Source organism: Reyranella sp., from assembly GCF_050185545.1.
In the GTDB taxonomy this organism is placed as follows: domain Bacteria; phylum Pseudomonadota; class Alphaproteobacteria; order Reyranellales; family Reyranellaceae; genus Reyranella.
In genome coordinates this window covers 25,966-47,236 of the sequence record NZ_JBFWZI010000041.1, presented here as the reverse complement: position 1 = coordinate 47,236, position 21,271 = coordinate 25,966, and the positions used below count along the sequence as shown (strand labels likewise).

At 66.7% G+C, this 21,271-nt stretch carries 16 protein-coding genes and 1 pseudogene; 7 read left to right on the top strand and 10 right to left on the bottom strand.

Annotated elements, in window-relative coordinates; genetic code table 11:
• Positions 1-1,064, bottom strand: a 1,064-nt coding sequence (locus AB7O82_RS14065) for a DUF7507 domain-containing protein (RefSeq protein ID WP_428619622.1), incomplete at its 3' end; no start/stop codon positions are given.
• Positions 1,065-1,320: 256 nt separating this feature from the next.
• Between AB7O82_RS14065 and AB7O82_RS14060 the strand changes: the two genes are divergently transcribed.
• Both AB7O82_RS14060 and AB7O82_RS14055 read left to right on the top strand, forming a co-directional pair.
• Complete coding sequence (locus AB7O82_RS14060) at positions 1,321-3,060, top strand: type I secretion system permease/ATPase (RefSeq protein ID WP_428619620.1); 1,740 nt, start codon at positions 1,321-1,323, stop codon at positions 3,058-3,060.
• Positions 3,060-4,364: an HlyD family type I secretion periplasmic adaptor subunit gene (locus AB7O82_RS14055; RefSeq protein WP_428619617.1), complete on the top strand. Its 1,305-nt coding sequence runs from the start codon at positions 3,060-3,062 to the stop codon at positions 4,362-4,364. Before AB7O82_RS14060 ends, AB7O82_RS14055 begins: the two co-directional genes overlap by 1 nt.
• A gap of 137 nt (positions 4,365-4,501) precedes the next feature.
• On the opposite strand, the gene AB7O82_RS14050 is transcribed toward AB7O82_RS14055, so the two are convergent.
• Both AB7O82_RS14050 and cyaY read right to left on the bottom strand, forming a co-directional pair.
• Positions 4,502-6,256, bottom strand: coding sequence for an ABC transporter transmembrane domain-containing protein (locus AB7O82_RS14050; RefSeq protein ID WP_428553034.1), 1,755 nt, complete (start codon positions 6,254-6,256; stop codon positions 4,502-4,504).
• A complete protein-coding gene (gene cyaY, locus AB7O82_RS14045; protein ID WP_428553031.1) occupies positions 6,253-6,558 on the bottom strand; it encodes an iron donor protein CyaY in 306 nt (101 codons plus the stop codon). Before cyaY ends, AB7O82_RS14050 begins: the two co-directional genes overlap by 4 nt.
• Before the next feature lie 141 nt (positions 6,559-6,699).
• Here cyaY and rpmE point away from each other — a divergent pair.
• The 3 genes and pseudogenes from rpmE to AB7O82_RS14030 all read left to right on the top strand — a co-directional run.
• Positions 6,700-6,912, top strand: a pseudogene (rpmE, locus tag AB7O82_RS14040) (50S ribosomal protein L31); the annotation flags it as partial.
• A gap of 147 nt (positions 6,913-7,059) precedes the next feature.
• On the top strand, positions 7,060-9,108 hold the full coding sequence (locus AB7O82_RS14035; RefSeq protein ID WP_428553028.1) for a molybdopterin-containing oxidoreductase family protein: 2,049 nt from the start codon (positions 7,060-7,062) through the stop codon (positions 9,106-9,108).
• Positions 9,109-9,113: 5 nt separating this feature from the next.
• Positions 9,114-10,406 carry an NAD(P)/FAD-dependent oxidoreductase gene (locus AB7O82_RS14030; RefSeq protein WP_428619614.1) on the top strand — a complete coding sequence of 431 codons (1,293 nt, stop codon included), beginning with the start codon at positions 9,114-9,116 and terminating at the stop codon, positions 10,404-10,406.
• A 154-nt stretch (positions 10,407-10,560) separates the two neighbouring features.
• Here the strand turns inward: AB7O82_RS14030 and AB7O82_RS14025 are convergent, their stop codons facing one another.
• The 3 genes from AB7O82_RS14025 to AB7O82_RS14015 form a co-directional block, all read right to left on the bottom strand.
• A complete protein-coding gene (locus tag AB7O82_RS14025) occupies positions 10,561-10,872 on the bottom strand; it encodes a putative quinol monooxygenase (RefSeq protein ID WP_428619612.1) in 312 nt (103 codons plus the stop codon).
• Between the two features lie 183 nt (positions 10,873-11,055).
• Positions 11,056-11,463 carry a nuclear transport factor 2 family protein gene (locus AB7O82_RS14020; RefSeq protein WP_428553020.1) on the bottom strand — a complete coding sequence of 136 codons (408 nt, stop codon included), beginning with the start codon at positions 11,461-11,463 and terminating at the stop codon, positions 11,056-11,058.
• 90 nt (positions 11,464-11,553) lie between these two features.
• A complete protein-coding gene (locus AB7O82_RS14015) occupies positions 11,554-13,059 on the bottom strand; it encodes an MFS transporter (protein ID WP_428619610.1) in 1,506 nt (501 codons plus the stop codon).
• 146 nt (positions 13,060-13,205) lie between these two features.
• Here AB7O82_RS14015 and AB7O82_RS14010 point away from each other — a divergent pair, with 146 nt between their 5' ends.
• Positions 13,206-14,264 carry a bifunctional transcriptional activator/DNA repair enzyme AdaA gene (locus AB7O82_RS14010; protein WP_428556162.1) on the top strand — a complete coding sequence of 353 codons (1,059 nt, stop codon included), beginning with the start codon at positions 13,206-13,208 and terminating at the stop codon, positions 14,262-14,264.
• Positions 14,251-14,892 (top strand): methylated-DNA--[protein]-cysteine S-methyltransferase, encoded by a 642-nt coding sequence (gene ogt / locus AB7O82_RS14005; protein ID WP_428556164.1) that lies wholly within the window; start codon positions 14,251-14,253, stop codon positions 14,890-14,892. The genes AB7O82_RS14010 and ogt overlap by 14 nt, the downstream gene beginning before the upstream one ends.
• A gap of 90 nt (positions 14,893-14,982) precedes the next feature.
• Here the strand turns inward: ogt and AB7O82_RS14000 are convergent, their stop codons facing one another.
• The 4 genes from AB7O82_RS14000 to AB7O82_RS13985 all read right to left on the bottom strand — a co-directional run bounded on the left by AB7O82_RS14000 (position 14,983) and on the right by AB7O82_RS13985 (position 21,188).
• Positions 14,983-17,520 carry an Hsp70 family protein gene (locus tag AB7O82_RS14000; RefSeq protein WP_428619607.1) on the bottom strand — a complete coding sequence of 846 codons (2,538 nt, stop codon included), beginning with the start codon at positions 17,518-17,520 and terminating at the stop codon, positions 14,983-14,985.
• Between the two features lie 50 nt (positions 17,521-17,570).
• A complete protein-coding gene (locus AB7O82_RS13995) occupies positions 17,571-18,110 on the bottom strand; it encodes a hypothetical protein (protein ID WP_428619605.1) in 540 nt (179 codons plus the stop codon).
• A 186-nt stretch (positions 18,111-18,296) separates the two neighbouring features.
• The gene (locus AB7O82_RS13990) at positions 18,297-20,807 is read right to left on the bottom strand and encodes a hypothetical protein (protein WP_428619604.1); all 2,511 of its coding nucleotides are present in this window, start codon (positions 20,805-20,807) and stop codon (positions 18,297-18,299) included.
• Between the two features lie 105 nt (positions 20,808-20,912).
• Positions 20,913-21,188: a hypothetical protein gene (locus AB7O82_RS13985; protein WP_428619601.1), complete on the bottom strand. Its 276-nt coding sequence runs from the start codon at positions 21,186-21,188 to the stop codon at positions 20,913-20,915.
• Positions 21,189-21,271 lie beyond the last annotated feature (83 nt).

Below are 21,271 nucleotides of genomic sequence, written 5' to 3'. Positions count from 1 at the left end.
ACGCCGGTCAGCGTGATGTTGCCGGTGTTGGCCACCGTGATGTCGTAAGTCACGTAGTCGCCGGCCGCATCGGCCTGGCCGTCCTCGTCGGTGCTGCCGTCGGCGTTGAACACGCCCGTCACCACCTTGTCGATCGACATCGCGGGATCGTACAGCAGCCCGACATGCTCGCTGTCGCTGACCGGGTCGGTCTCGGCGGACGCGGCCGTCGCCGTGTTGTCGAGGCTGCCGTCGCCGCCGCCCCGGCTGTCGAGGTCGGCCTGGGTCACCGTGTAGCTGCCACCCACCCTGTAGGAGCCGCCGACAGCGAGCGTCACGCCCGACGCCATCGCGCCGCCCAGCAGCGGGTCGTCGATGGCCACGCCGGTCAGCGTGATGTTGCCGATATTGGCCACCGTGATGTCGTAGGTCACGTAGTCGCCGGCCGCATCGGCCTGGCCGTCCTCGTCGGCGCTGCCGTCGGCGTTGAACACGCCCGTCACCACCTTGTCGATCGACATCGCGGGCATGCCATTGGGGCTCGAGCCGAGAATTTTCCAGGAGCCGCCGCCGTCGCCGTCACCATCCAGGTCCGTATCCGGCCCGGTGGAGGTGATGCGAATGGCGAAGTCGACATTCTGGAAATCGGACAGCGACAACGGTTGCGTGGCACTGCTCAGCCTGAAGCTGAAGGACAAGTAGTCGTCGATCCGGTCCGGAGTCTGGTTGACTTCGATACCGACGTCGAAACCGCCATCGCTGCCGTAGCCAACACCCTGAAGGTTGTCCTGCCCGTTCAAGGCCTGCACGTTGTCGTCGCCCTGCTTCAAGCTGATCGTCGGCGTCCCAGTTCCAGTGGGGCTCGGGAGTGCGGCCGCCGATAGACTTCCGATCAGCGATTCGTTCGCGACATCGAACCAAAAGGCGGAGATGTCACCGACGGTTCCACTCGCCGCTTGCAGAACCTGGAAAGTGAGAGTGCCATCGCCATTGTCGATGATCTTGACCTGCACCGTCGGTTGCGGTGAGGGTGTCCCCACACTCTCGCCGTTGAGATTGAACGCCAGATAGTCACCGAATGTCATAGTGTCCTCGCTCTTGCTCCGTCACGCCCCGCCAGCGATGACGCGGGCTTCGGGCGTCAACTAGAGCGCCCAGGCGCTCGAAAACAGCTCGTGCCATTACGGTGTGACCCAACGACGCTGCGCGAGCTCGGCCGCGCTCGTAGTTTTACGAGCTGGTAGATCCCCGAGCTTTCACACCGGCGCGACCGCGATATCTCCCCCTGCACGTTCACCCCGACCGCCATCGATCGGGCAACCGGGATATCCGAGAGAAGCCATGGCCTGGAATTCACATTCGATCGTCTCACGGGACGACGCCCTGCCCAGGCTGAGCAACTATCGTGGAATCCTGCTGGCACTAGGTTTGTTCAGCGCGCTCTTGAACACGCTCTACCTGACCGGGTCACTCTACATGCTGCAGGTCTACGACAGGGTAATTCCCAGTCGCAGCATTCCCACTCTCGTCGCGCTCTCGATATTGGCGGCAACGCTTTATTTCGGCCAAGGCGTGCTCGACTTCCTGCGCAACCGCGTCATGGCACGGATCGCGCGCTGCTTCGACGAGCGGCTCAGCCCGCATGCGTTCGACCTCATCGTCCGACTTCAACTCACAGAAAAGGGAGGACGGCTGGGGCTGCAGCCGATGCGCGACCTCGACCAGGTTCGCCAGTTCCTCGCCAGCGGTGGTCCGCTCAGCTTTTTCGACCTGCCCTGGATGCCGTTCTATCTGGTCATCTGCTTCCTGTTTCATCCGATGATCGGCCTGGCTGCAACAGCCGGTGCCGTCTTCCTCATTTGCCTGGCCATTTGCACGGAGGCCTTCACGCGCAGGCCGATCCGCGCAGTTGCCACGCAGGGGGCGATCCGCAACAACCTTGCCGAGGCCAGTCGCCGCAATGCCCAAGTCATAACTGCCATGGGCATGACATCGCGACTGACGGCAGCTTGGGAGTCGATCAACCGGAAGCACCTGGATGCGCACGACCAGGCGGGCGACATAGCGAGCGGCCTGGGTGGCCTGTCCAAGGTAACGCGGATGGCCCTGCAGTCCGGCGTTCTCGGTATCGGCGCCTATCTCGTGATTCACGGCGAGGCGTCCGCCGGCGTCATAATTGCCGGCTCGATCCTGTCGGCGCGAGCGCTGGCGCCAGCCGAGCAGGTGATCGCACACTGGAAGGGTTTCTCCGCCGCGCGGCAGAGCTGGGCACGGCTGCGAGAGCTCCTCTCCGCTCTGCCCAGGCAGCCTGAAGCCCTGCCGCTTCGGAAGCCCGCCTCTTCCCTGTCGGTCGAGGGACTTTCCCTGGTACCACCCGGCGGCACGCGGCCGGTAGTCGTCGACGTGTCCTTCACCCTCAACAGCGGCAGCGGCTTGGGCATCATCGGCCCGAGTGCGTCAGGAAAATCGTCGCTCGCTCGCGGCCTGGTCGGGGTGTGGGCGCCCCGGCGGGGTACCGTACGGCTGGACGGCGCGGCGCTTGAGCAGTACTCGCCCGAACTGCTAGGCCAATCCATCGGCTACCTTCCCCAGGATATCGAGCTGTTCGAAGGAACGATCGGCGAAAACATCGCGCGCTTCGATCCGAAGGCAGATCCGGAAGCGATCATAAGCGCAGCCGAGAAGGCCGGTGTTCACGACATGATCGTGCGGCTGCCACAGGGTTACGACACGCGCATCGGCGAGGATGGAATATCGCTCTCAGGTGGGCAGCGTCAGCGTATTGCGCTCGCCCGGGCCCTCTACGGTGATCCCTTCCTGGTAGTTCTCGATGAGCCCAATTCGAACCTCGACATCGACGGCGAGAAAGCATTGGTGAAGGCCATTGCAACCGTTCGAGCACGAGGCGGGGTCGTCGTCATGATCACCCATCGTCCAAGTGCCGTGGCCGGCATCGACCAGGTACTTGTGCTCGCAAACGGTCAAGCCAAGGCCTTCGGACCAAAAGACCAGATCATGCGGCCGATGGCTCGGGCATCCGTGCCCGTCCCGGCAAAGATGGCAATCGCAGGAGCGACGTGATGGCAACAACGTCGAAGACGGTCAGATCGCTGCGCAAAGCAATCCTCGGCGCCACCATCGTGACAAGCGCCATAGTGCTGGGCGTCGGCGGCTGGTCCGCGACCACGGAGCTTTCCGGGGCAATCATCGCGCCGGGTGCCCTGGTCGTGGACAGCAATGTCAAGAAGGTTCAGCATCCGACCGGCGGGGTGGTTGGCGAACTCAACGTGCGCGACGGCAGCGAGGTGCGCGGCGGCGACATCGTGATCCGGCTCGATGGCACCATCACGCGTGCCAATCTCGCCGTCATTTCCAGGACGATGGACGAGCTCACGGCCAACCAGGCTCGCCTTAAGGCGGAGCAGGACGGGCTCGAACGCGTGAAATTTCCGGGCGAATTACTGGCGCGAAAGTCCGAGCCCAGTGTGGCCGGCCTTATTGAAGAAGAGAGCCGCCTCTTCGAAGTGCGGGTCAAGGCTCGGCAGGGCCAGAAGGCCCAGCTGGGCGAGCGGATTGCGCAGTTGACCGAGCAGATCCAGGGCATGATGGACCAGATCAAGGCCAAGGAGCGCGAGACCGAGCTGATTGGGAAGGAACTCAAGGGAACCCGGGAGCTCTGGCAGAAGAACCTGATACCAATCAATCGGCTGACAGCGTTGGAGCGCGACGCGGCGCGCCTCGATGGCGAGCGTGGAACCCTTGTGTCGTCGATCGCCCAGACAAGAGGCAAGATCAGCGAAATCGAGCTTCAGATCATCCAGATCGACCAGGACCTTCGTACCCAGGTCGGCAAGGAGCTGGCCGATATCAGAGGCAAGCTGGCGGAACTCGCCGAAAAGCGGGTCGCGGCCGAGGACCAGCTCAAGCGGATAGACATCCGTGCTCCACAGGATGGCGTTGTCCATCAATTGACGATTCACACCGTGGGCGGCGTCGCCAATGCGGCCGAGCCGCTGATGGTCATCGTGCCCAAAGCCGACGGCCTCACGGTGGAAGCCAAGATCGCACCGCAGGACATCGACCAGGTGCGAATCGGGCAGCGGGCGGTGTTGCGCTTTTCCGCTTTCAACCAGCGGACCACTCCGGAAATAGATGGCACCGTCAGTCTTGTCTCGGCCGATGTTACAAAGGACGAAAAAACCGGCGCGACCTACTACACGGTGCGCATCGTCCCCGCCGCTGAAGAGATTGCACGACTTGGCGGGCTCAAGCTCCTGCCCGGGATGCCTGTCGAAAGCTTCATCCAGACGGGCGACCGGACGGTCATCTCCTACCTGACCAAGCCCTTGGGCGACCAGATCGCGAAAGCGTGGCGGGAAAAATAGCAGGACCGTTGCACCGGGCGTCACCGAACAGGGGAGGACGACCAGCCTGCCGGAGCAACAATGGAGCGGGGCCAGTGCCGCGTGACTTCTTTGTGCTCTGGGGCCCGACGAGCCGAGATCGAAAAATTCGTGCTCTGTCAGCTTGCCGCTGCGGAAAGATTGAACTGCAGCTCGGCCAACCTGGCGTAGAGTCCGCCGCGACAGACCAAGTCACCATGGCGTCCGGCATCGACGACGCGGCCCTGATCGATCACGATAATGCGGTCTGCCTTCTGCACCGTTGCCAGGCGATGGGCGATGACCAGCGTGGTGCGCCGATGCATCAGCCGGTCAAGTGCCTTTTGAACCGCCAGCTCGCTCTCTGCATCGAGCGCGCTGGTCGCCTCGTCAAGCAGCAGAATGGCGGGATCACACAGCAACGCGCGGGCGATGGCGAGGCGCTGGCGCTGCCCGCCCGACAGGCGCACGCCGCGGGTGCCGAGATTGGTGGCGAAGCCCCGGGGCATCGCCTCGATGAACGAGAGTGCCGACGCGGCCTCGGCGGCAGCGCGTATCTCGGCATCTGAGGCATCCGGTCGTCCATAGCGAATGTTGTCCGCGACCGAGGCGGTGAACAGCACGGGCTCCTGCGGCACGATCGCCAGCGTGCGGCGGAGATCGGCGAAGCGCAGGTCGCGGATGTCGATCCCGTCGAGCCGGACGACGCCCGCGTCCGGGTCGTAGAAGCGCAGCAGCAGGTTGAACACGGTGGTCTTGCCGGCACCTGACGGGCCGACGATGGCGACCGTCTCGCCGGGCGCCACGTCGATATCGAAATGATCGAGCGCCAGCGTTTCGGGGCGGGTCGGATAGCGAAAGGAGACGCCCTCGAACTGGACGCTGCCCTGCACCATCTGCGGCAGCGCCTTGGGCGCCGTCGTCTCGGCTATGGCAGGTGGTTCAGCCTGCAACTCGGCCAGCCGCTCGGCGGCGCCGGCGGCGCGCTGCAGGTCGCCGATGGTCTCGCTGATAGCGCCGCCCGATCCCGCCACCAGGACGGCATAGAAGATGAAGGCCGAGAGGTCGCCGGCACTGATGTGCCCGTCGAGAACGTCGTGACCGCCGATCCACAGCAGGAAGCCCACCGCCGAAAAGACGATGAAGATCACCAGGGTGGTCATCACGGCGCGCCGCGCGATGCGCCGCCGGGCGGCGTCGAAGGCGCGCTCGGTCGCCTGGCCGAACTTCCTGGAAGCATTCTCTTCCTGGGCAAAGGCCTGCACGGTGCGCACCGCGTCCAGGGTCTCGGCGCCCTCCGACACCATGTCGGCCATGCGCGCCTGCGCCTCGCGCGACAGCGCCCGGACCTTGCGCCCGAACAGGATGATCGGCGCCACGACCAGCGGCACCATGGCCAGCACCAGCAAGGCGAGCTTCGGGTTGGTCACCACGAGCATCACCACGCCGCCGACGCACATCAGCGTGTTGCGCAGCGCCACCGAGGCCGATGAGCCGATCACCTGCTCGATCAGCTGGGCATCGGCCGAGATGCGGCTCATGACGTCGCCCGAGCGCTTGATCTCGAACCACGCCGGCCCGAGCCGAATTACGTGGGCGAACAGGTCGCGCCGCAGATCTCCCACCACCCGCTCGCCGAGCCACGACACGAGGTAGAAGCGGGCTCCCGAGGCAAACGCCAGCACCACCGCGACGACCACCAGCGACGCCAGCGCATAGTTCAGGATGTCCGGCCGGCCGTCGGCAAAGCCGCGGTCGATCAGGGCCCGCAGGCAGGCGCCGAACGCCAGCACGGTGCCGGCGGCGATCAGCAGGGACAACAAGGCGAGCGCGACCTTGCCACGATAGGGCCGGAGATAGGGTCCCAGCAGGGCGAGCCCGCCGAACCGGCTCATTGCGGCCGCCAGGCCAGGGAAAGCCCCAGCTCGCTCGACAGGAGGGTCAACAGATCGTCCCCACCCCTGGTGTCCTGCCATCGCCCGCTGGCCGCATCGAACGCGTAGTGCCGGGCGCCGCTCCGCGGCGAGCTAAGCCAGATCTGCCGGGTGGGTGCATGTTTGTTGACGAGCCACGTCCCGTCGTCGCCGTCGACGGTCAGAACGCCGCCTTGCCGCTCGGCATCGGCGTGGGCTCCGATCGCCTCCTCGAGCGTGTCGAGCAGGCTGTCGGCCAGGATTTCGAAGGCGCTGTTATCCATGGTTTTGGCCGGTCTACAGGCCCCTCAGGCTGGCGACAACCGGGATGTGACGGGCTTGTCCTCAGGGGGTGGGGCCTGTATATCCCCGGCCCTGTTGCGCCGGCCGGTCGGAAATCGGCCCTGAAGCGCTGGAGACTTGGCATGAAAGAGAAGACCCACCCCGACTACCACAAAATCACGGTGGTGATGACCGACGGTTCGTCGTTCGAGACTCGGTCGACCTGGGGCAAGGAGGGCGCCTCGCTGCGCCTCGATATCGATCCCAAGACCCATCCGGCGTGGACCGGGGTTCGCCAGACGATCGACCGTGGCGGCCGCGTGCAGCGCTTCAAGGATCGCTTCGGCATGACGGGCAGCGCCGGTGGCGGCATGGGCGCCGGCACCAAGTCGACCGGCGCCAAGCCGGAAGCGACGCCAGCTAAGGGCGCGGCCAAGAAGAAGTAAGGCCGAGCTTATCTAGGGGCTCTGCTACACTGCGTCGCTTCTGTGGGAGGTGACGTGGTGAATTCCGTTCGAGTCGTCTGCGCGCACGACTGCCCCGACATGTGCTCGCTCATCGCGCATGTCGAGGACGGCAAGGTCGTCCGCGTGCAGGGTGATCCCGATCACCCCTACACGGCGGGTTTCGCCTGCGGCAAGGTCAACCGCGACGCCGATCTGGTGAATTCGCCCGACCGCATTCGGACCCCGTTGCGCCGGGTCGGCCCCAAGGGCTCCGGCCAGTTCGAGCCGATCGGCTGGACCGAGGCGCTGGACGAGATCACGGCCAGGTGGAAGGCGATCATCGCCGAGAGCGGCCCGCTGGCGCTGCTCGGCTACGCCTACTCGGCCCATCAGGGTTTGATGAATCGCGGCCTGGTAAACGGCCTGTTCCATGCCCTGGGCAGCTCCCGCCTGCAGGCCGGCACGGTGTGCGACACCTGCTGCGAGGCTTCGTGGGACGTTACGGTTGGCCCGGTCGGCGGCGCCGACCCGGAGTCGGTCGTGCATTCCGACCTGGTGATCTCCTGGGGCGCCGACCTCGCGGCGACCAACGTGCATTTCTGGGCGCTGGCCGAGGAGCAGAAGAAGAAGCGCGGCGTGCCGATCGTGGTGATCGATCCGCGCCGCACGCGCAGCGCCCGCGCCGCCGATCTCCATTTGCCCATCCGGATCGGCACCGATGCGGCCCTGGCGCTCGGCATCATGCACATCCTGGTGCGCGACAACCTCGCCGATCGTGCCTACATCGCCGGCAAGACGCTGGGCTTCGACAAGGTCGAGCGCGACATCCTGCCGAAGTTCCCGCCGGCGCGCGTTGCCGAGATCACCGGGCTCGCCGTGCAGGACATCGAGAAGCTCGCGGCACTGTACGGCCGGGCCAAGGCGGCGCTGATCCGGCTGGGCGAAGGCATGACCCGCCTCGCCCACGGCGGCCAGGCGTTGCGCGCGGTGACCCTGCTGCCCGGTGTAAGCGGCCACTACGCCGTCAAGGGCGGCGGCGCCCTCCTCCTGACGGCGGCGTCGTGCGACCTGAACTACGCGGCGGTGCGCAGGCCGTCGGGCCCGGCCGCAGCGCGGCTGGTCAATCATCTGCGTCTCGGCGAAGCGCTGCTGACGATGAGCGATCCGCCGATTCGCGCGCTTTACGTGTCGGCCAACAATCCCGCGGTGACCTGTCCCGAGGCTCACAAGGTTCATCGCGGCCTGGCGCGGGAGGACCTGTTCACGGTCGTGCACGACCCCTTCCTGACCGATACGGCGCGCTATGCCGACATCGTGCTGCCCGCGGCAAACTATCTCGAGACCGACGATCTCTACCGCGCCTACGGCGCCTATTGGATGCAGTGGGGCCGGCAGGCCGCCAGGCCCTGCGGCGAGGCCCGGTCCAACTTCGACGTCGCCCAGGCTCTGGCGAAGCGCATGGGCCTCGCCGACAGGATCTTCACCCTGGCGCCACAGCAGGCTGCCGAAGAACTGTTCAAGGGTGCAACCGGCCCCGCGGCAGCGGCCGATCGCGCCAGGCTGTTCGCTGGCGAGCCCATCCACATTGCCCACGATTTGGACGGCCAGCCTTTCGCCACGCCGTCGGGCAAACTCGAATTCTACTCGGAGCAGCTTGCCAGGCAGGGCGTGTCGCCGGTGCCGGACTGGGAACCCGATCCGATCGAGGTGGCCGACGCCGCGCGCTGGCCGCTGCGTCTGCTGACCGCCCCCGGCTACTTCCAGGCCCATACGGCCTTCTCCGGGGTCGGCTTCCTGCGCGACCGCGAGGGCAAGCCGTTCTGCGTGCTGCATCCCGAGGACGCTGCCAAGCGCGGGCTGGCCGACGGCGCGGCGGTCCGCCTGTTCAACGACCGCGGCGAGATCGGCCTGGTTCTGCGCGTGAGCGACGAGGTCCAGCCCGGCGTCGTCCTGGTGCCGGGCCAACGGCCGACCAGCGAATCGGTGTCGGGCACGATCAACATGCTGTGCTCCGACCGCTACACCGACATGGGCGAAGGCGCGACCTACCAGAGTACTTACCTCGACGTCGGGCCGTGGACCGGCGCGCAGCAGGCCGCGGAATAGTCCACTTGTCCGAGTACGCGCGCCGGCCGCTGCCGCCCAGTCTTTATGCCGACACCGCACGAGCGGCCGTCACCACCCCGCCGCTCGACGGCGACAAGCGGGCGTCGATCGCGATCATCGGCGGCGGCTTTACCGGGCTGTCGACGGCCCTTCATCTCGCCGAGCAGGGCGCCGATGTCGTGGTGCTGGAGGCGCATGAACCGGGTTGGGGCGCTTCGGGCCGCAACGGCGGACAAGTCAATCCCGGCCTGAAGCACGACCCTGACCGGGTCGAGGCGGATTTCGGCCCCGAGCTCGGCCGCCGCATGGTCGAGCTCTCGTGGAATGCGCCGAACGTGGTGTTCGATCTGGTCAGGCGTCATCAGATCACCTGCGAGGCGAGCCAGACAGGCACCATTCGCGCCGCCTACACGCCAGGCAGCGGCGCCGAGGTGCAAGCGAGCTTCGAGCAGAATGCGTGCCGCGGCATGCCCGTCGAGCTCCTCGATCCGGCGGGCCTGGCCGCGGCAACCGGCACGCGGCGCTACCTGCGCGCCCTGCTCGACCGGCGCGGCGGCCACGTGAACCCGCTCGGCTACGCCCGCGGCTTGGCGCAAGCAGCAATGCAGGCCGGCGCCGTGATCCATGGCAGCTCGCCGGCGACCCGGGTATGGCGCGACGGCGGGCGCTGGAACGTGCGCACGCCGACCGGCACGGTCAGCGCCGAGAAGCTGGTCCTGGCGACCAACGGCTACACCGACGATATGTGGCCCGACCTGCGCCGCACCATCGTGCCCGTGTACAGCGGCATCGTTGCCTCCGAGCCGCTGCCCGAGGACGTTGCGCGCGACATCTTCCCGCTGCGCTCCTCGCTGTACGAGCTCGGCAAGGTCACGGTGTACTACCGGCTCGATGCGTCCAACCGCGTCCTGATGGGCGGCCGCTGCCAACAGAGCCCCGTCGATTCGGCCAATCAGATGCAGTTCCTGATCCGCTACACGCATCGGCTGTGGCCTCAGCTGCGCCACGTCAAGTTCACCCATGGCTGGAACGGCCAGCTCGCGGTCACCATGGACCACTATCCGCACATCCACGAGCCGGCCGAGGGCGTGCTGGTCTGCCTGGGCTACAACGGCCGCGGCGTCGCCATGAGCACGGCCATGGGCCCACAGCTCGCCCGCCGCGTCCTGGGCGGCAAAGCGTCGGAAATCGACATGCCGATCACCAACCTGAAGGCCATACCTTTCCACGGACTCTGGAAGACGGCCGTAGCCGCCCGCATCACCTACGGCCGCATCCGAGACTACCTGAACGTGTAGTTCCGCTCCCTCCCCAGCGAAGCTGGGGAGGTGTCTCCGTCCTCGGCGACAGAGGGGTCATTGCTGGGAGCGCGCCACTCGGATGGCGCTCTTCTTGCTGATCACACTACCCATGAGCACCATCGGAGTGGCGCGCTCCCAGCAATGAGTGAGCCTACACGAACCGGTGCTGCGTGCGCTCGCGCTTGGCGAGCTTGGGGACGGCGCGGCCGGCGATCAGGGTCTTGAAATGCTCGGTCTGCTGATGGGCGGCGAAGGCCGCCTCGTCACGGAACACCTCGTAGAAGAAGAACTTCTCCGGCTCGGTCAGCGACTGGTGGATCTGGAAGGCCTGCACGCCGGGCTCGCGCTGGGCCTGCGGCAGGAACTCGCGCAGGATGCCGCCGACTTCCTCCACCTCCCCCGGGTTGACCTGCCAGAATGCCGTGACGACGAGACCATCGTGAATCGCATGAAGATCGGCCATTTGCCTCTCCTTGGGTGAACGATGGAGGGACGGTAGCAGCCGCACCCGGGCTGTCGCTTCGGCGCCGAGCGAAGGCACGCGCTTCTTGTCGATGACGCGTGCGCGGCGATCCTGGCAAGGCCGTTCGGACGCGTCTTCCCGATTGTCGCGCGATCCTGCTCGGCCCGTCCGCGGCACACGCCCTTAGTCCAGGGCGATGATCGGTTCCGGCCATCGGAGGTTGCGCGCGGCTCGCATTGCCGCCGTGTCCATGTAGACCCGCTCCTCGGCGATACGACCTTCGCGCAGGCGGAACCTGTCGACACCGCGCCAATCGAACCGTCGGCCGTCAACCACGCGCGTCGCCTGCCATTCGATGACGATGACATCTCCGCGCGCGGTCCAATCGAGCAATTGCCAGACATGGTCGGGGGCGCTGTCACGCACCAATTCGGTAAGCCTCCCGAGTTCCCTGCCCGCGACCGGTCGAGCATAGAGCGGCGAATGCAGCATGCCGTCGGGGTGCCAGAGCGCCACGAAAGCCTCGCCATCGCGTGCCGCCCAGGCGGCGGCGAATTTGGTTACGAACTCCTGAACCCCAGCCTCTGTCATATGCATCTCCTCTTCAAACGGGAGACGCGTACGAAGCTTCAGGTCGTCGGTCTGGCGGAGATCGGACGTGACGTGCCCGAGGAGCGGGCCTCAGGGCACGTGCCGCCGGGCCAGGCGCGCGCCCAGGGTCGCGGCGAGCAGGGCTGCCAGGACGAAACTCGTCGGAACCCACAAGGCTGCCTGAGCGACATCCGCGCGGTCGAGACCCGCGGACAGGCCGGCCGCGTTGGCCACCAACCCCGCCACCGCCGCGCCGAGCGCAAAGCCGGTCTGCTGCACCGTCGCGACCGAGGACGCGGCCACATCCTCCTCGCCCTTTCGCGCGCCGGCCATGACGCGCTGCGCGATGAACGCCCAACAGGAACCGATGCCGGCGCCGAGCATGAAGATGGCCGGAAACACCACGATCGCCGGCTCGAGCGGCAGCAGAAAGGCGATGCCGAGCGACCCGGCCGCCATCATCATGGGCCCGGCAATCAACAAGCGGCCGCTCGCTGTCGACGACAGGCCCGCCACCATCAGCGAAATCGCCGTCCAGCCGAACGAGCCTCCGGCAACCATGTAGCCGGCACTCAACGGGTCGAGCCCGTGCAGCGATTGGAGGAAGATCGGCATGAAGACCTGCAGCGGGCTGTAGGCAATGGAAACGGTCAGGACCAGCCAAAGACCCATGCCTGTGACCGACTGCAGGGAGAAGGCGTCGCTCGGAAGCAGCCGCATCGCCGCACGGCGATCGATTGCCAGCATCGACACCAGCAGTCCGACGGAAGCCACGACAAGACCCGCTTTGGCCAAAACATGCGGGGCGATTGCGCTCAACGACATGACGGCGATCGCCGCGCAGACCAGGGCCACACGCAGCCCCGGAGGCCGCGCGGCGCCCACGCCGGCCGATCCGGCCGGCAGCGCCTGGAAGGCTCCGATCGCAAGGATGCTCGCCAGGGCGGCCACGCACAGGAAGGCGCCGCGCCAGCTGCCGTACTGGGCGAAGACGCCGCCGACCATTGGCCCGACGACGACGGACAGGCTCCAGGCGCCAGACAGCAGGGCAAACGCGCGCGGCCACAATTCGCTCGGGAAAGTGTTGCGCACCAGCACGTAGGCGATCGCCGCCAGCAGGCCGCCGCCGAACCCCTGCACGAACCGCCCGGCGACGATCAACGCCATCGACGGCGCCAGCGCGCAGATCAGCGCTCCCATGCCGAAGACGAGCGCACCAATGCAGAAGGCGTTGCGCGCTCCAATGTTGGACGTGAGGTAGCCGGTGCAGGTCGCGGCGACGATCGACGAGGCAAGGTAGGCCGTGCTCGTCCAGCTGAGCAGCGCGGCGCCCCCGATGTCATCGACCACACTCGGCAGCACGGTCGCCAGCATCAGCACATTCATGGAGTGCAACAGAACGCCGCCGACCAGGACGGCCAGCGCCGAGAACCATCGGGCCTGCAGAAGTGCGGACCAGCCGATGGCGGCCGTGTCTTTGGTCATGGTTGGCGAATTTCCTCGCCGCACGATAGACGTTGTCGCTTGCCCGGCAGCGGCCGATTTCACATACCAGATGCTAGAAATCAGGCATACCTTTCCCGGGCCAAAGGTCAAGCCTGCGAGGTCTTGCCGACCCGGTGATGGTGAACGTCGTGGCCGGGGACCTTTCCCGGGTCAAAGGTCGAGCCTGCGAAGGCTTGCCCGATGCAGAGGTCCGAAAACCGCGAGCATCGATCGCGACCGCATGGGAAACTCACGGCATGGAATTGCTCGACCGCAAAACGTACTACCGCGCCTTCGAGAGCCACGATTCCCGCTTCGATGGCCGTGTCTTCGTCGGCGTCACCTCGACCGGCATCTACTGCCGCCCGGTGTGCCCTGCCCGCACGCCGCGCTTCCAGAACTGCCGCTTCTACGCCTCGGCGGCGTCGGCCCAGGAGGCGGGCTTCCGGCCGTGCCTGCGCTGCCGCCCGGAGATCGCCCCCGACCTCGCCTTCTGGCGCGGCAGCGCCAACACGGTCAGCCGCGCCCTGGCGCTGATCGCCGAAGGCGGGCTCGACGGCGAGGAGGCCGACGTCGAGCGGCTGGCCGATCGTCTCGGCGTCGGCGCCCGGCAGTTGCGCCGCCTGTTCCAGCGTCATCTCGGCGCATCGCCCGTCGCGGTCGCCCAGACCCGTCGCGTCCTGTTCGCCAAGCAGCTGCTGCACGATACCCATCTGCCAATGGCGCAAGTGGCATTGGCTTCGGGTTTCGGCAGCATCCGCCGTTTCAACGAGACGTTCCGCGACCTGTTCGGCCGCCCGCCGAGCGCCTTGCGCCGCAAGGCCGGCGCGGCGGAGTCGACGCGCGACGGAGTAAGCCTGCGACTGGCCTATCGGCCACCCTATGACTGGCCCGGCATGCTGGCGGCGCTCGCCGCCCGTGCAACCTCGGGCGAGGAATGGATCACAGGAGACACGTGGCATCGCCGCGTCGAGCTCGATGGCACGGAAGGGACTGTTGCCGTCGGCCACCTCCCCGACCGCAACTCGGTGCTGGTCACGATCCGCTTTCCCTGCGTCAAGGCCCTGCCGGGCATCGTCGCCCGGGTGCGCCGCGTGTTCGATCTCGGCGCCGACATCGCCACCATCGACAGTCACCTCGCGCGCGATCCTGGCCTGGCACCGCTGATCGCCAGGCGGCCCGGCCTGCGTGCACCGGGTGACTGGGAGCGCGACCCGGTCGCGACGGCCTTCCCCGACGATGCGCCGCGGCACTGGCGGCCGTGGAACGCGTACGCAATGCAACACCTCAGGATGGCAGCCCATGGTCAAGCATAAGTCCCAACCCGTCGAGCTCTTCGTCGATCGCATGCCGACGCCGATCGGCGAGCTCGTGATCGTGGCCGACAGGGCCGGCAAGCTGCGCGCCATCGACTGGACCGACCATGAGCCGCGCATGCTGCAGCTGCTCGATCGGTACTTCGGCAAGGGCGGCTACAGGCTGGCGCCGGCCCGCGACCCGGGCCGCCTCACCAGCGCTCTTCGAGCCTATTTCAAAGGCGACATCGACGCTATCGACCGGCTGCCCGTGGAAATGGCCGGAACGCCCTTCCAGAACAGCATCTGGCGGGCCCTGCGCAAGATCCGCAGCGGCGAGACGATCAGCTACGCCGAGCTGGCGCGGCGCATCGGCCGGCCCAAGGCGGTGCGCGCCGCCGGCCTCGCCAACGGCCAGAATCCAATCAGCATCGTCGTGCCCTGCCATCGCGTCATCGGCTCCGACGGCACTCTGACCGGCTACGGCGGCGGCCTGCCGCGCAAGCAATGGCTGCTCGCCCACGAGGGCGCGCGTGTCGACACGAGTGCGCCTTCCTCGTTCTCCTCCCCACGAAGTGGGGAGGTGCTCCGTCATACGGGGCGGAGAAGTCATGCTCTCTTGGACCGCGGGCGTCCCGCCCGCTCATAACTCAAGAGCGGGCGAGACGCCCGCGGTCCAAGAGAGCATGGCCCCTTCATCGCGCATGGCGCGACACCTCTCGAGCGAGGAACATGATCCTCATGTCATGTAGTAGCTCGTGACCGTATCGCCGATGTTGAAGTGCCTGCCGACGTCGTCCGGGGTCGGTTGCGACCGCAGCAGAGGCAGGAGCTGCCGGTTCACGTACTTCAGCGTCTCGACGTCGTTGCTGCGCGCCGCGCGCTGCCCCTGCTCGATCAGGCGTTCGGCGAGAATCGGATCGGTGAGCTCGTCGCGGCGCGCCAGGCAGTAGTCGAAGCGCGCCAGGTGCACGGCCGGATCGCGATCGCGCACCGTCCACCACAGCGCCTCGTACTCCTGGATGTTTCGCCGGAGCATATCGGCGTTCTGCAGCTCCATGGCCTTCTGAAACTCGACCTCGAGAGACTTCAGCAGCTGCCGGTCGCTCTCCTTGCCGCTCTGCTCGACGATCTTTTCCGCGTCCGCGCGGACGCCGCGCGCTCGGTCCACCAGCTTGGGAAATCTCAGGCCGTCTTCCAGCAGATCGACCAGGGCCGCGAGCTCGCGCAGCCGGCGATCGAGCATTCCCAGCGAATCGGGGTCGTTGGCCGCGGCTTCGGTCAGCTTGCGGATGGTTTCCAGCAAATCCTCCTCGTCGATGCGGCGAAGAACCTCGAGGGTGGAGGGCGTCTGGATTCGCGTCGCCTCCACCCGGGCCGTCGACAATCGCTCGCGCAACCCGGTGGCCTCGCGCACCAGCCGCTCCAGCGATTGACGTTCGGAGACCGGCGTGAAGACGACGTCGAAGTCGATCTCGAACACGCGGACATAGGCGTGGACGCGGATCTGCTGCGATTCGTCCATCTTGACCGAAACCTCGACGATGCTGCCCGCCGGCAGATCGCGCTCGAGATCGGCGCCCGTGATCTCGATCGCGCCAATTCCATGGTTGCGAACGGCCCGCGTGTACTCACCCTCGAGCAAGGGAATGCGCAGGACATCGTCGCGCCGCCCGGCGCGCAGCGTCTTGGTCGTGATGTGATCCATCGCCTTGGAAAACGGCAGGCTGTCGCCCTTCTTCACGTAGACCGCCACGTTGCCGTTGCTCAGCCCCACCCCGATGGTCTGGCTCGCCGGCTGCGCATTCGGCAGATTGAGCATGTAGGTATAGGCAAGCGACCGCGGCTCGGTCGCGACCGGCGTCCCCGTGGGATCGCAAAGCTCGATCTCGTAGGTGTGCCGGCCGGTGGTGACGGCATAGAGCTGGGTCATGAAAACGCCGCTGCCGCCCAGCGTGATCCGGCCGGAGCGCCACTTGGTATCAGCATCCACGAACTCCAGCGTGAATCCCGTCGAGTCCCGGCCCGCCGGCGCCACGATCCTGCCGCCGATGTCGGGATCCCGCTGGTTGCCGACCGGATTGTGCTCGGTCTGGACCAGCCACGTGTCCGCCGCCCAGCTGCCGCCGGGAGCCTGCAGCATGTCCTTCGAAGCCGCGAGCTCCACGGTGCTGGCGAATATCGCGGCGCCGCGGGCCACCACGGTGACCGGATCGATGCTGTGGTCGACCGGGCAGCCGAGCTCCGCCTGGATGGCCTCCCGGATCCAGGGATTTAGCGTCGATCCACCCACCAGCAGGATCCGCTCGATCGCCCGCGCATCCAGGCCTGCGCCGCGAAGCGTCTTGCGGCAAAGATTGAGGGTGCGCCGCACATACGGTCGGGTGAGGCTGGCAATATCCCCGGGCGTCAGCGTGCAGGCGAAATCGATGCTGCGCCCGCGCGCGTCGGTGCACCAATTGTCGAACGCGATCTCCACCGGCGCCCGCGTCCGGCAGACATCGATCTTGCCGCGCTCGGCAATCAGCTTGAGGCGCCCGAAGGCGCTCTCCCAACGCGGATTCCCCCGGCGAAAATCGGGCAGATCGAACTGCTCGAGCGCCACCGGGAGCAGCCGTTCGGTGACGATGTCCCAATCGAGCAGCTTGCCGCCCAGCTGATTGTCGCCATCGTGGTTCTCGACGTGGATCAGGCCGTCGCGAATGCGCATTATCGCCGCGTCGAACGTGCCGCCGCCGAAATCGTAGACCAGCCAGTAGACGTTCTCCCGCTCGCTCTGGAACCCGTAGGCAAGTGCGGCCGCGACGGGCTCGAGCAGCAGCGGGCAGCGGGTGATGCCGGCCAGAATCGCGGCCGACTGCGTCGCCGCCGTTGCCGGCTGCTCGAAAGCCGCCGGCACCGTGATGACCGCCGCCCGGACATCCTCGCCCGTTGCCGTGCGCACGTCGGTCCGAAGACTCTTGAGGACCTCCGCCGAAAGCGCTTCGGGCGAGAACAGGCGGTCGCTGGCGACGAAATGCTTCTCGATTCCTTCGCCGCTCATTCCCATGCGCAGCTTGAACTCCACCGCGGCGTTGTACGGATCGTCATCCAACGCTCGCCGCTTGGCCTCCTCGCCGACATGCAGATTGCCGCGCCTGTCGATCCAGACGGCCGAGGGGGTGATGCCCGCGCCCAGCTTGTTCGGGATGACCTTCGCATCCTGGCCGTCGGCAACGGCGATCGAGCTGTTCGTGGTGCCGAGATCAATGCCGAAATCGATCGTGGTCCGGCGCATTCGGCGCTCCCAGTTCCTTGATATCGCTGGTCATAGCCTGTCGGGCAGGCTCATTCCCGAGATTTGCCGTCGTCCGGCGGGACCTCGTGTCGTAAAGGCACCGACACAAAAACCTCGCCGCGCTGGATGAGGCGACTGCCTCTGAACACCATCGGCCTGGCCGTCTGCGAAACCGTGTCCGTCGATATTCCCGCGGTAGGCTCGAACTGAAGGGGTGTCATCATTGCCTCGCCGCCAGGGGGATAGCGCGTGCCGGTGGGATCGACCAGCCTGATACCCACTTTATCGAGCGCCCTGATGGCGCGATCAAGACGGCCGAGCGCGTGGCGGGTTCGCGCATCTGGATCGGCATTCTCCTCATCGAGCCATTGCCGCTTGAAGTACCTGGTCTTCAGGTACCAAAGGCAGTTGGCAAGCTCGGTCACCACCTCCTCGCGGATCGGGTGCCCAACCTCCTCGTGGATCGGATACTCACTTGACGATTCGCGCCCATCGCTCGCCGACGCCGGCCGATCAGGCGCAGCTGTGGCCGCGACGGCGGCGGGCTCGGGGTCGAGCTTGCGTCGTCGCTCGCTCGGCGTGGTCTTCACAGGCCGCGCGCCTGGCGCGTCGTCGAGCGAACGGGACTTGGGTGCGTTCTTGCGCGGCTGACGCTTGCTAGTCTTGGCCATCGGGCCTCCAGGCAAAGCAGGGCATTCGCATATGGGCACGCCTTTCGTTCTCCTCCCCAGCTTCGCTGGGAAGATGCCCCGTCATACGGGCCAGAGGGGTCATGCTCATGCCGACCGCGGGTGTCCCGCCCGTTCATGATCGTGAGCGGGCGGGACGCCCGCGGCCCAAGAAGGCATGCCCCCTCCGCCTGATACCAGGCCCGTCGCTTGCCCGGAGGCAGCCTGTTCCGGTGCATAGGCATGCCCGAAGCTCCACCCTTTTCCACGCAATTCCCGGACGGTGCCGAAGTCCAGGTAGGCTTCCTCGGGCTCGATTCCCGGCGCAAGCATCGGCTCAGGTGTCGCGGCGACGAATTCTTGCATCGCCGCCTGCGCCCTGGCCACCGCGCGCCGTTTCAATCCGATGATCGTCGCCGCGCCCGCTCCCGCTCCGGCAAGAAGCCCGACCGCAACCGGTGGGACCAAGCCGGCGTCGGTGAAGACGGCTTGCACGCCAAAAGCAGCGCCGGCCCAGGCCAGCGCCGCCACGACGCCGGCCGCGAGCCTTGCCTTGCCTCCGAACCCTGACGTTGCCGCCTGCGATACCTGCTCCCGCCTCTCGCGCCATTGCTCCCGCCGACCGGCGAGGGCGCGATGCGCGTCGCGGCAGCTCACGCACCGCGGAACGACAATCATGGCTGTCCTGACAGTAGTGCTCTCGCCAAAAAGTCTCTGCTCGTTCTCGACGTCACCGCACATCGGCAACTGGATGATGCAGTCGGGCGATGGCGGCGCCGCGCCACAATAGTGGCAAAGGGAATTCTCGGGACCCGCCGCAAGCGTGACCGGGATGAAGCGCTCGTTGCGATGGAACCGGGCCCTGAGCGAGGAGGTGCCGGGCAGAGCGCATTGCACCTCGCGCGCATGCTGCTCGAGAATGCCGAGATTGAGCTTCGCTCTCGGATCGTTCGGATAGAGCTCGTCGGCCAGCATCTGGCGCTCCAGGGCCAAGGCCAACTCGCGGCGAAAGATGTTGCGTTTGCCCTCGATCTCCTCGTCGAGCGTCTCGGCACAGTCTCCGCACAGCCACACCGCGATGTCGCGGACCTTGAATTGGGACCAGCGATCGTACGCCTGGCTGCCGCAGCTTGGGCAGGGCGGCTTCATGAAGTCCGGCAGCTCGTTGTCGGGAAAGCGATGCAGTGGCGAGCGGTCGGCGGCAAACCTGTCGATCAACCTGCGCCGGATGGGCGGCTCCTGGCGGAACTCGCGGAGCGCCGCGTTGAAGATCTGGACACCCCACGCCGTGAGGCAATGGGAGGCCGCCCGCCGAAGCGGTCGTTCGATGGACAACGGGAGCGCGCTCAACACCGTCAGGGAACCCTCGTAGTCTCGGCGCTGCATCAGCCCGCGCGCCTCCTCCAGCGTGGCGATCGTGGCATCCGGCAGATCCCAGTAGCCGGGCGCGCACCATTCGCTGCCGATCTTCGCGTTCTCGCGAACCGTGTTCAGGTTGTCGTCCAGCAGGACCTTTAGGGCATCTCCCGCGGCCATCTTGCGAGCCAGCTCGAGCAGCTGGGTGCTCTCACCCCAGTCGTCGACCTTGGCCGTGAAGGTCGTCTGACCCTCGAGCATCGCTTCCGCGATCCTGTCGTGCAGCCCGTTGCGCATGTCGGCGAACAGGCCGCCATCCATCGACCGCAAGGGATGGGAGATGTTGTCGACGACTGCATCGACGATAGCGACCAAGCGGCCGCAATCTTCGTATATCGACCGGACATTCGCGTTGGCACGATGAGGTGCCGCGCGCCAGGTCGTCCTGGCGCGATCGATGGCCTCTACGATCTGGCCCTCCCACAGCGCCAGGGCCTGCCGCAGGGCGGCTTGCCGCGCAGTCGCATCGAACCTCGCCGATTTGAGCAACTGCAGATGCCGCGTCACGTCGACACTGTTCGACCGCTCGGCGGCGGCGAAGGCGAGCCGCGCATGGATGTGCAGCAAGCCGGTCGGCAACGAATCGCGAATCCCGGCGACCAGACCAGGCGACACCTTGGCGTCGTTCAAGGCGGCGGCGCGGCGCGACACCACCTGCCAGAATGCCGGATCGGCATGGATGTCGGCCCACTGGCCGAGGGCGCGTTGCCATAGCGCATCGAGCTCGGCTCGCGGCTTCGCATCCGCCGTGCCCGCGGCCAGCGCCTGCTCGCGATCGAGCGCGAAGAGATGATCGAAGACCGCCAGGTTGTGACGCGCCGCCGCACGCCGCTCCGGCGGATCGGTCTTGCGGCCCCAGATCGCCGCGGCATCGGCCAGACGGCCTTCCTCGACGGCGCCAAGCCCCGGATCCGGTCCCTCCTCCAGGGGCCAGAACCAGAAGAGCTCGGCGTGGAACCGGTCGAGCGGCGCGTGCAGGCGGGCCAGCGCCCCGCGAACCTCGTCATGGGTCGGCGGCGCACTGAGGGCCAAGAGTCCGCCGCCGGCCGGCGATGTCGGCAGCCCGAGCTTCGCTTCCAGCGCGCGGCGCGCCTCACGCCGCTGCACGTCGCGGGCGGCCGCGGTCACCGGCAAGCTCAGGATGCGGAAGAGATTCGTCCTGTAGAGATCCGGCGTCAGAGCCTTGTAGACATCGTCATCCATCGCTCGGCACACGAGATACCCATGCGACCGCCAGCATGTGCGGACCGGCAACCCGGCCCCTTGATTACACGATCCCGATGGCCTTGGCCGGATCGCTTCGGCGGCTCAGAGCGATCCGCCGGACACCATGTCGAAGCGGCTCCTGATCTCGTCGACGGTCGGGATCTTGTCCGTTTCGAGCTCGGGAAACTCCTTGGCCAAGGCGATGCGATCGTATTCGTCGAGATGCATGTCGGCCAGCGCGTGGTCGTTCTCCAAGGCGTCGAGGGTCTTGTGCAGATGGAACAGATGCCAGTGGGCAGGCCCGTGGAACACTCCCTCCTCGATCTTGGCCAGACGCTCCTCGAACCGCTGCAATACGCTCTTCCGTTCAGTTGCCAAGACTTGCCTCCCCTCCTCGCCAAGGTGCCGATGGTGCCTGCACGTCGCCTCGATCGCAAGGCGGGCGGCAGGCATGTCTTCCT

Bases quoted from the DNA above. Each gene is read 5' to 3' on its own strand.
- AB7O82_RS14060 (WP_428619620.1), top strand. From the start codon at position 1,321: ATGGCCTGGAATTCACATTCGATCGTCTCACGGGACGACGCCCTGCCC.
- AB7O82_RS14055 (WP_428619617.1), top strand. From the start codon at position 3,060: ATGGCAACAACGTCGAAGACGGTCAGATCGCTGCGCAAAGCAATCCTC.
- AB7O82_RS14050 (WP_428553034.1), bottom strand. From the start codon at position 6,256: ATGAGCCGGTTCGGCGGGCTCGCCCTGCTGGGACCCTATCTCCGGCCC.
- cyaY (WP_428553031.1), bottom strand. From the start codon at position 6,558: ATGGATAACAGCGCCTTCGAAATCCTGGCCGACAGCCTGCTCGACACG.
- AB7O82_RS14025 (WP_428619612.1), bottom strand. From the start codon at position 10,872: ATGGCCGATCTTCATGCGATTCACGATGGTCTCGTCGTCACGGCATTC.
- AB7O82_RS14020 (WP_428553020.1), bottom strand. From the start codon at position 11,463: ATGACAGAGGCTGGGGTTCAGGAGTTCGTAACCAAATTCGCCGCCGCC.
- AB7O82_RS14010 (WP_428556162.1), top strand. From the start codon at position 13,206: ATGGAATTGCTCGACCGCAAAACGTACTACCGCGCCTTCGAGAGCCAC.
- ogt (WP_428556164.1), top strand. From the start codon at position 14,251: ATGGTCAAGCATAAGTCCCAACCCGTCGAGCTCTTCGTCGATCGCATG.
- AB7O82_RS14000 (WP_428619607.1), bottom strand. From the start codon at position 17,520: ATGCGCCGGACCACGATCGATTTCGGCATTGATCTCGGCACCACGAAC.
- AB7O82_RS13990 (WP_428619604.1), bottom strand. From the start codon at position 20,807: ATGGATGACGATGTCTACAAGGCTCTGACGCCGGATCTCTACAGGACG.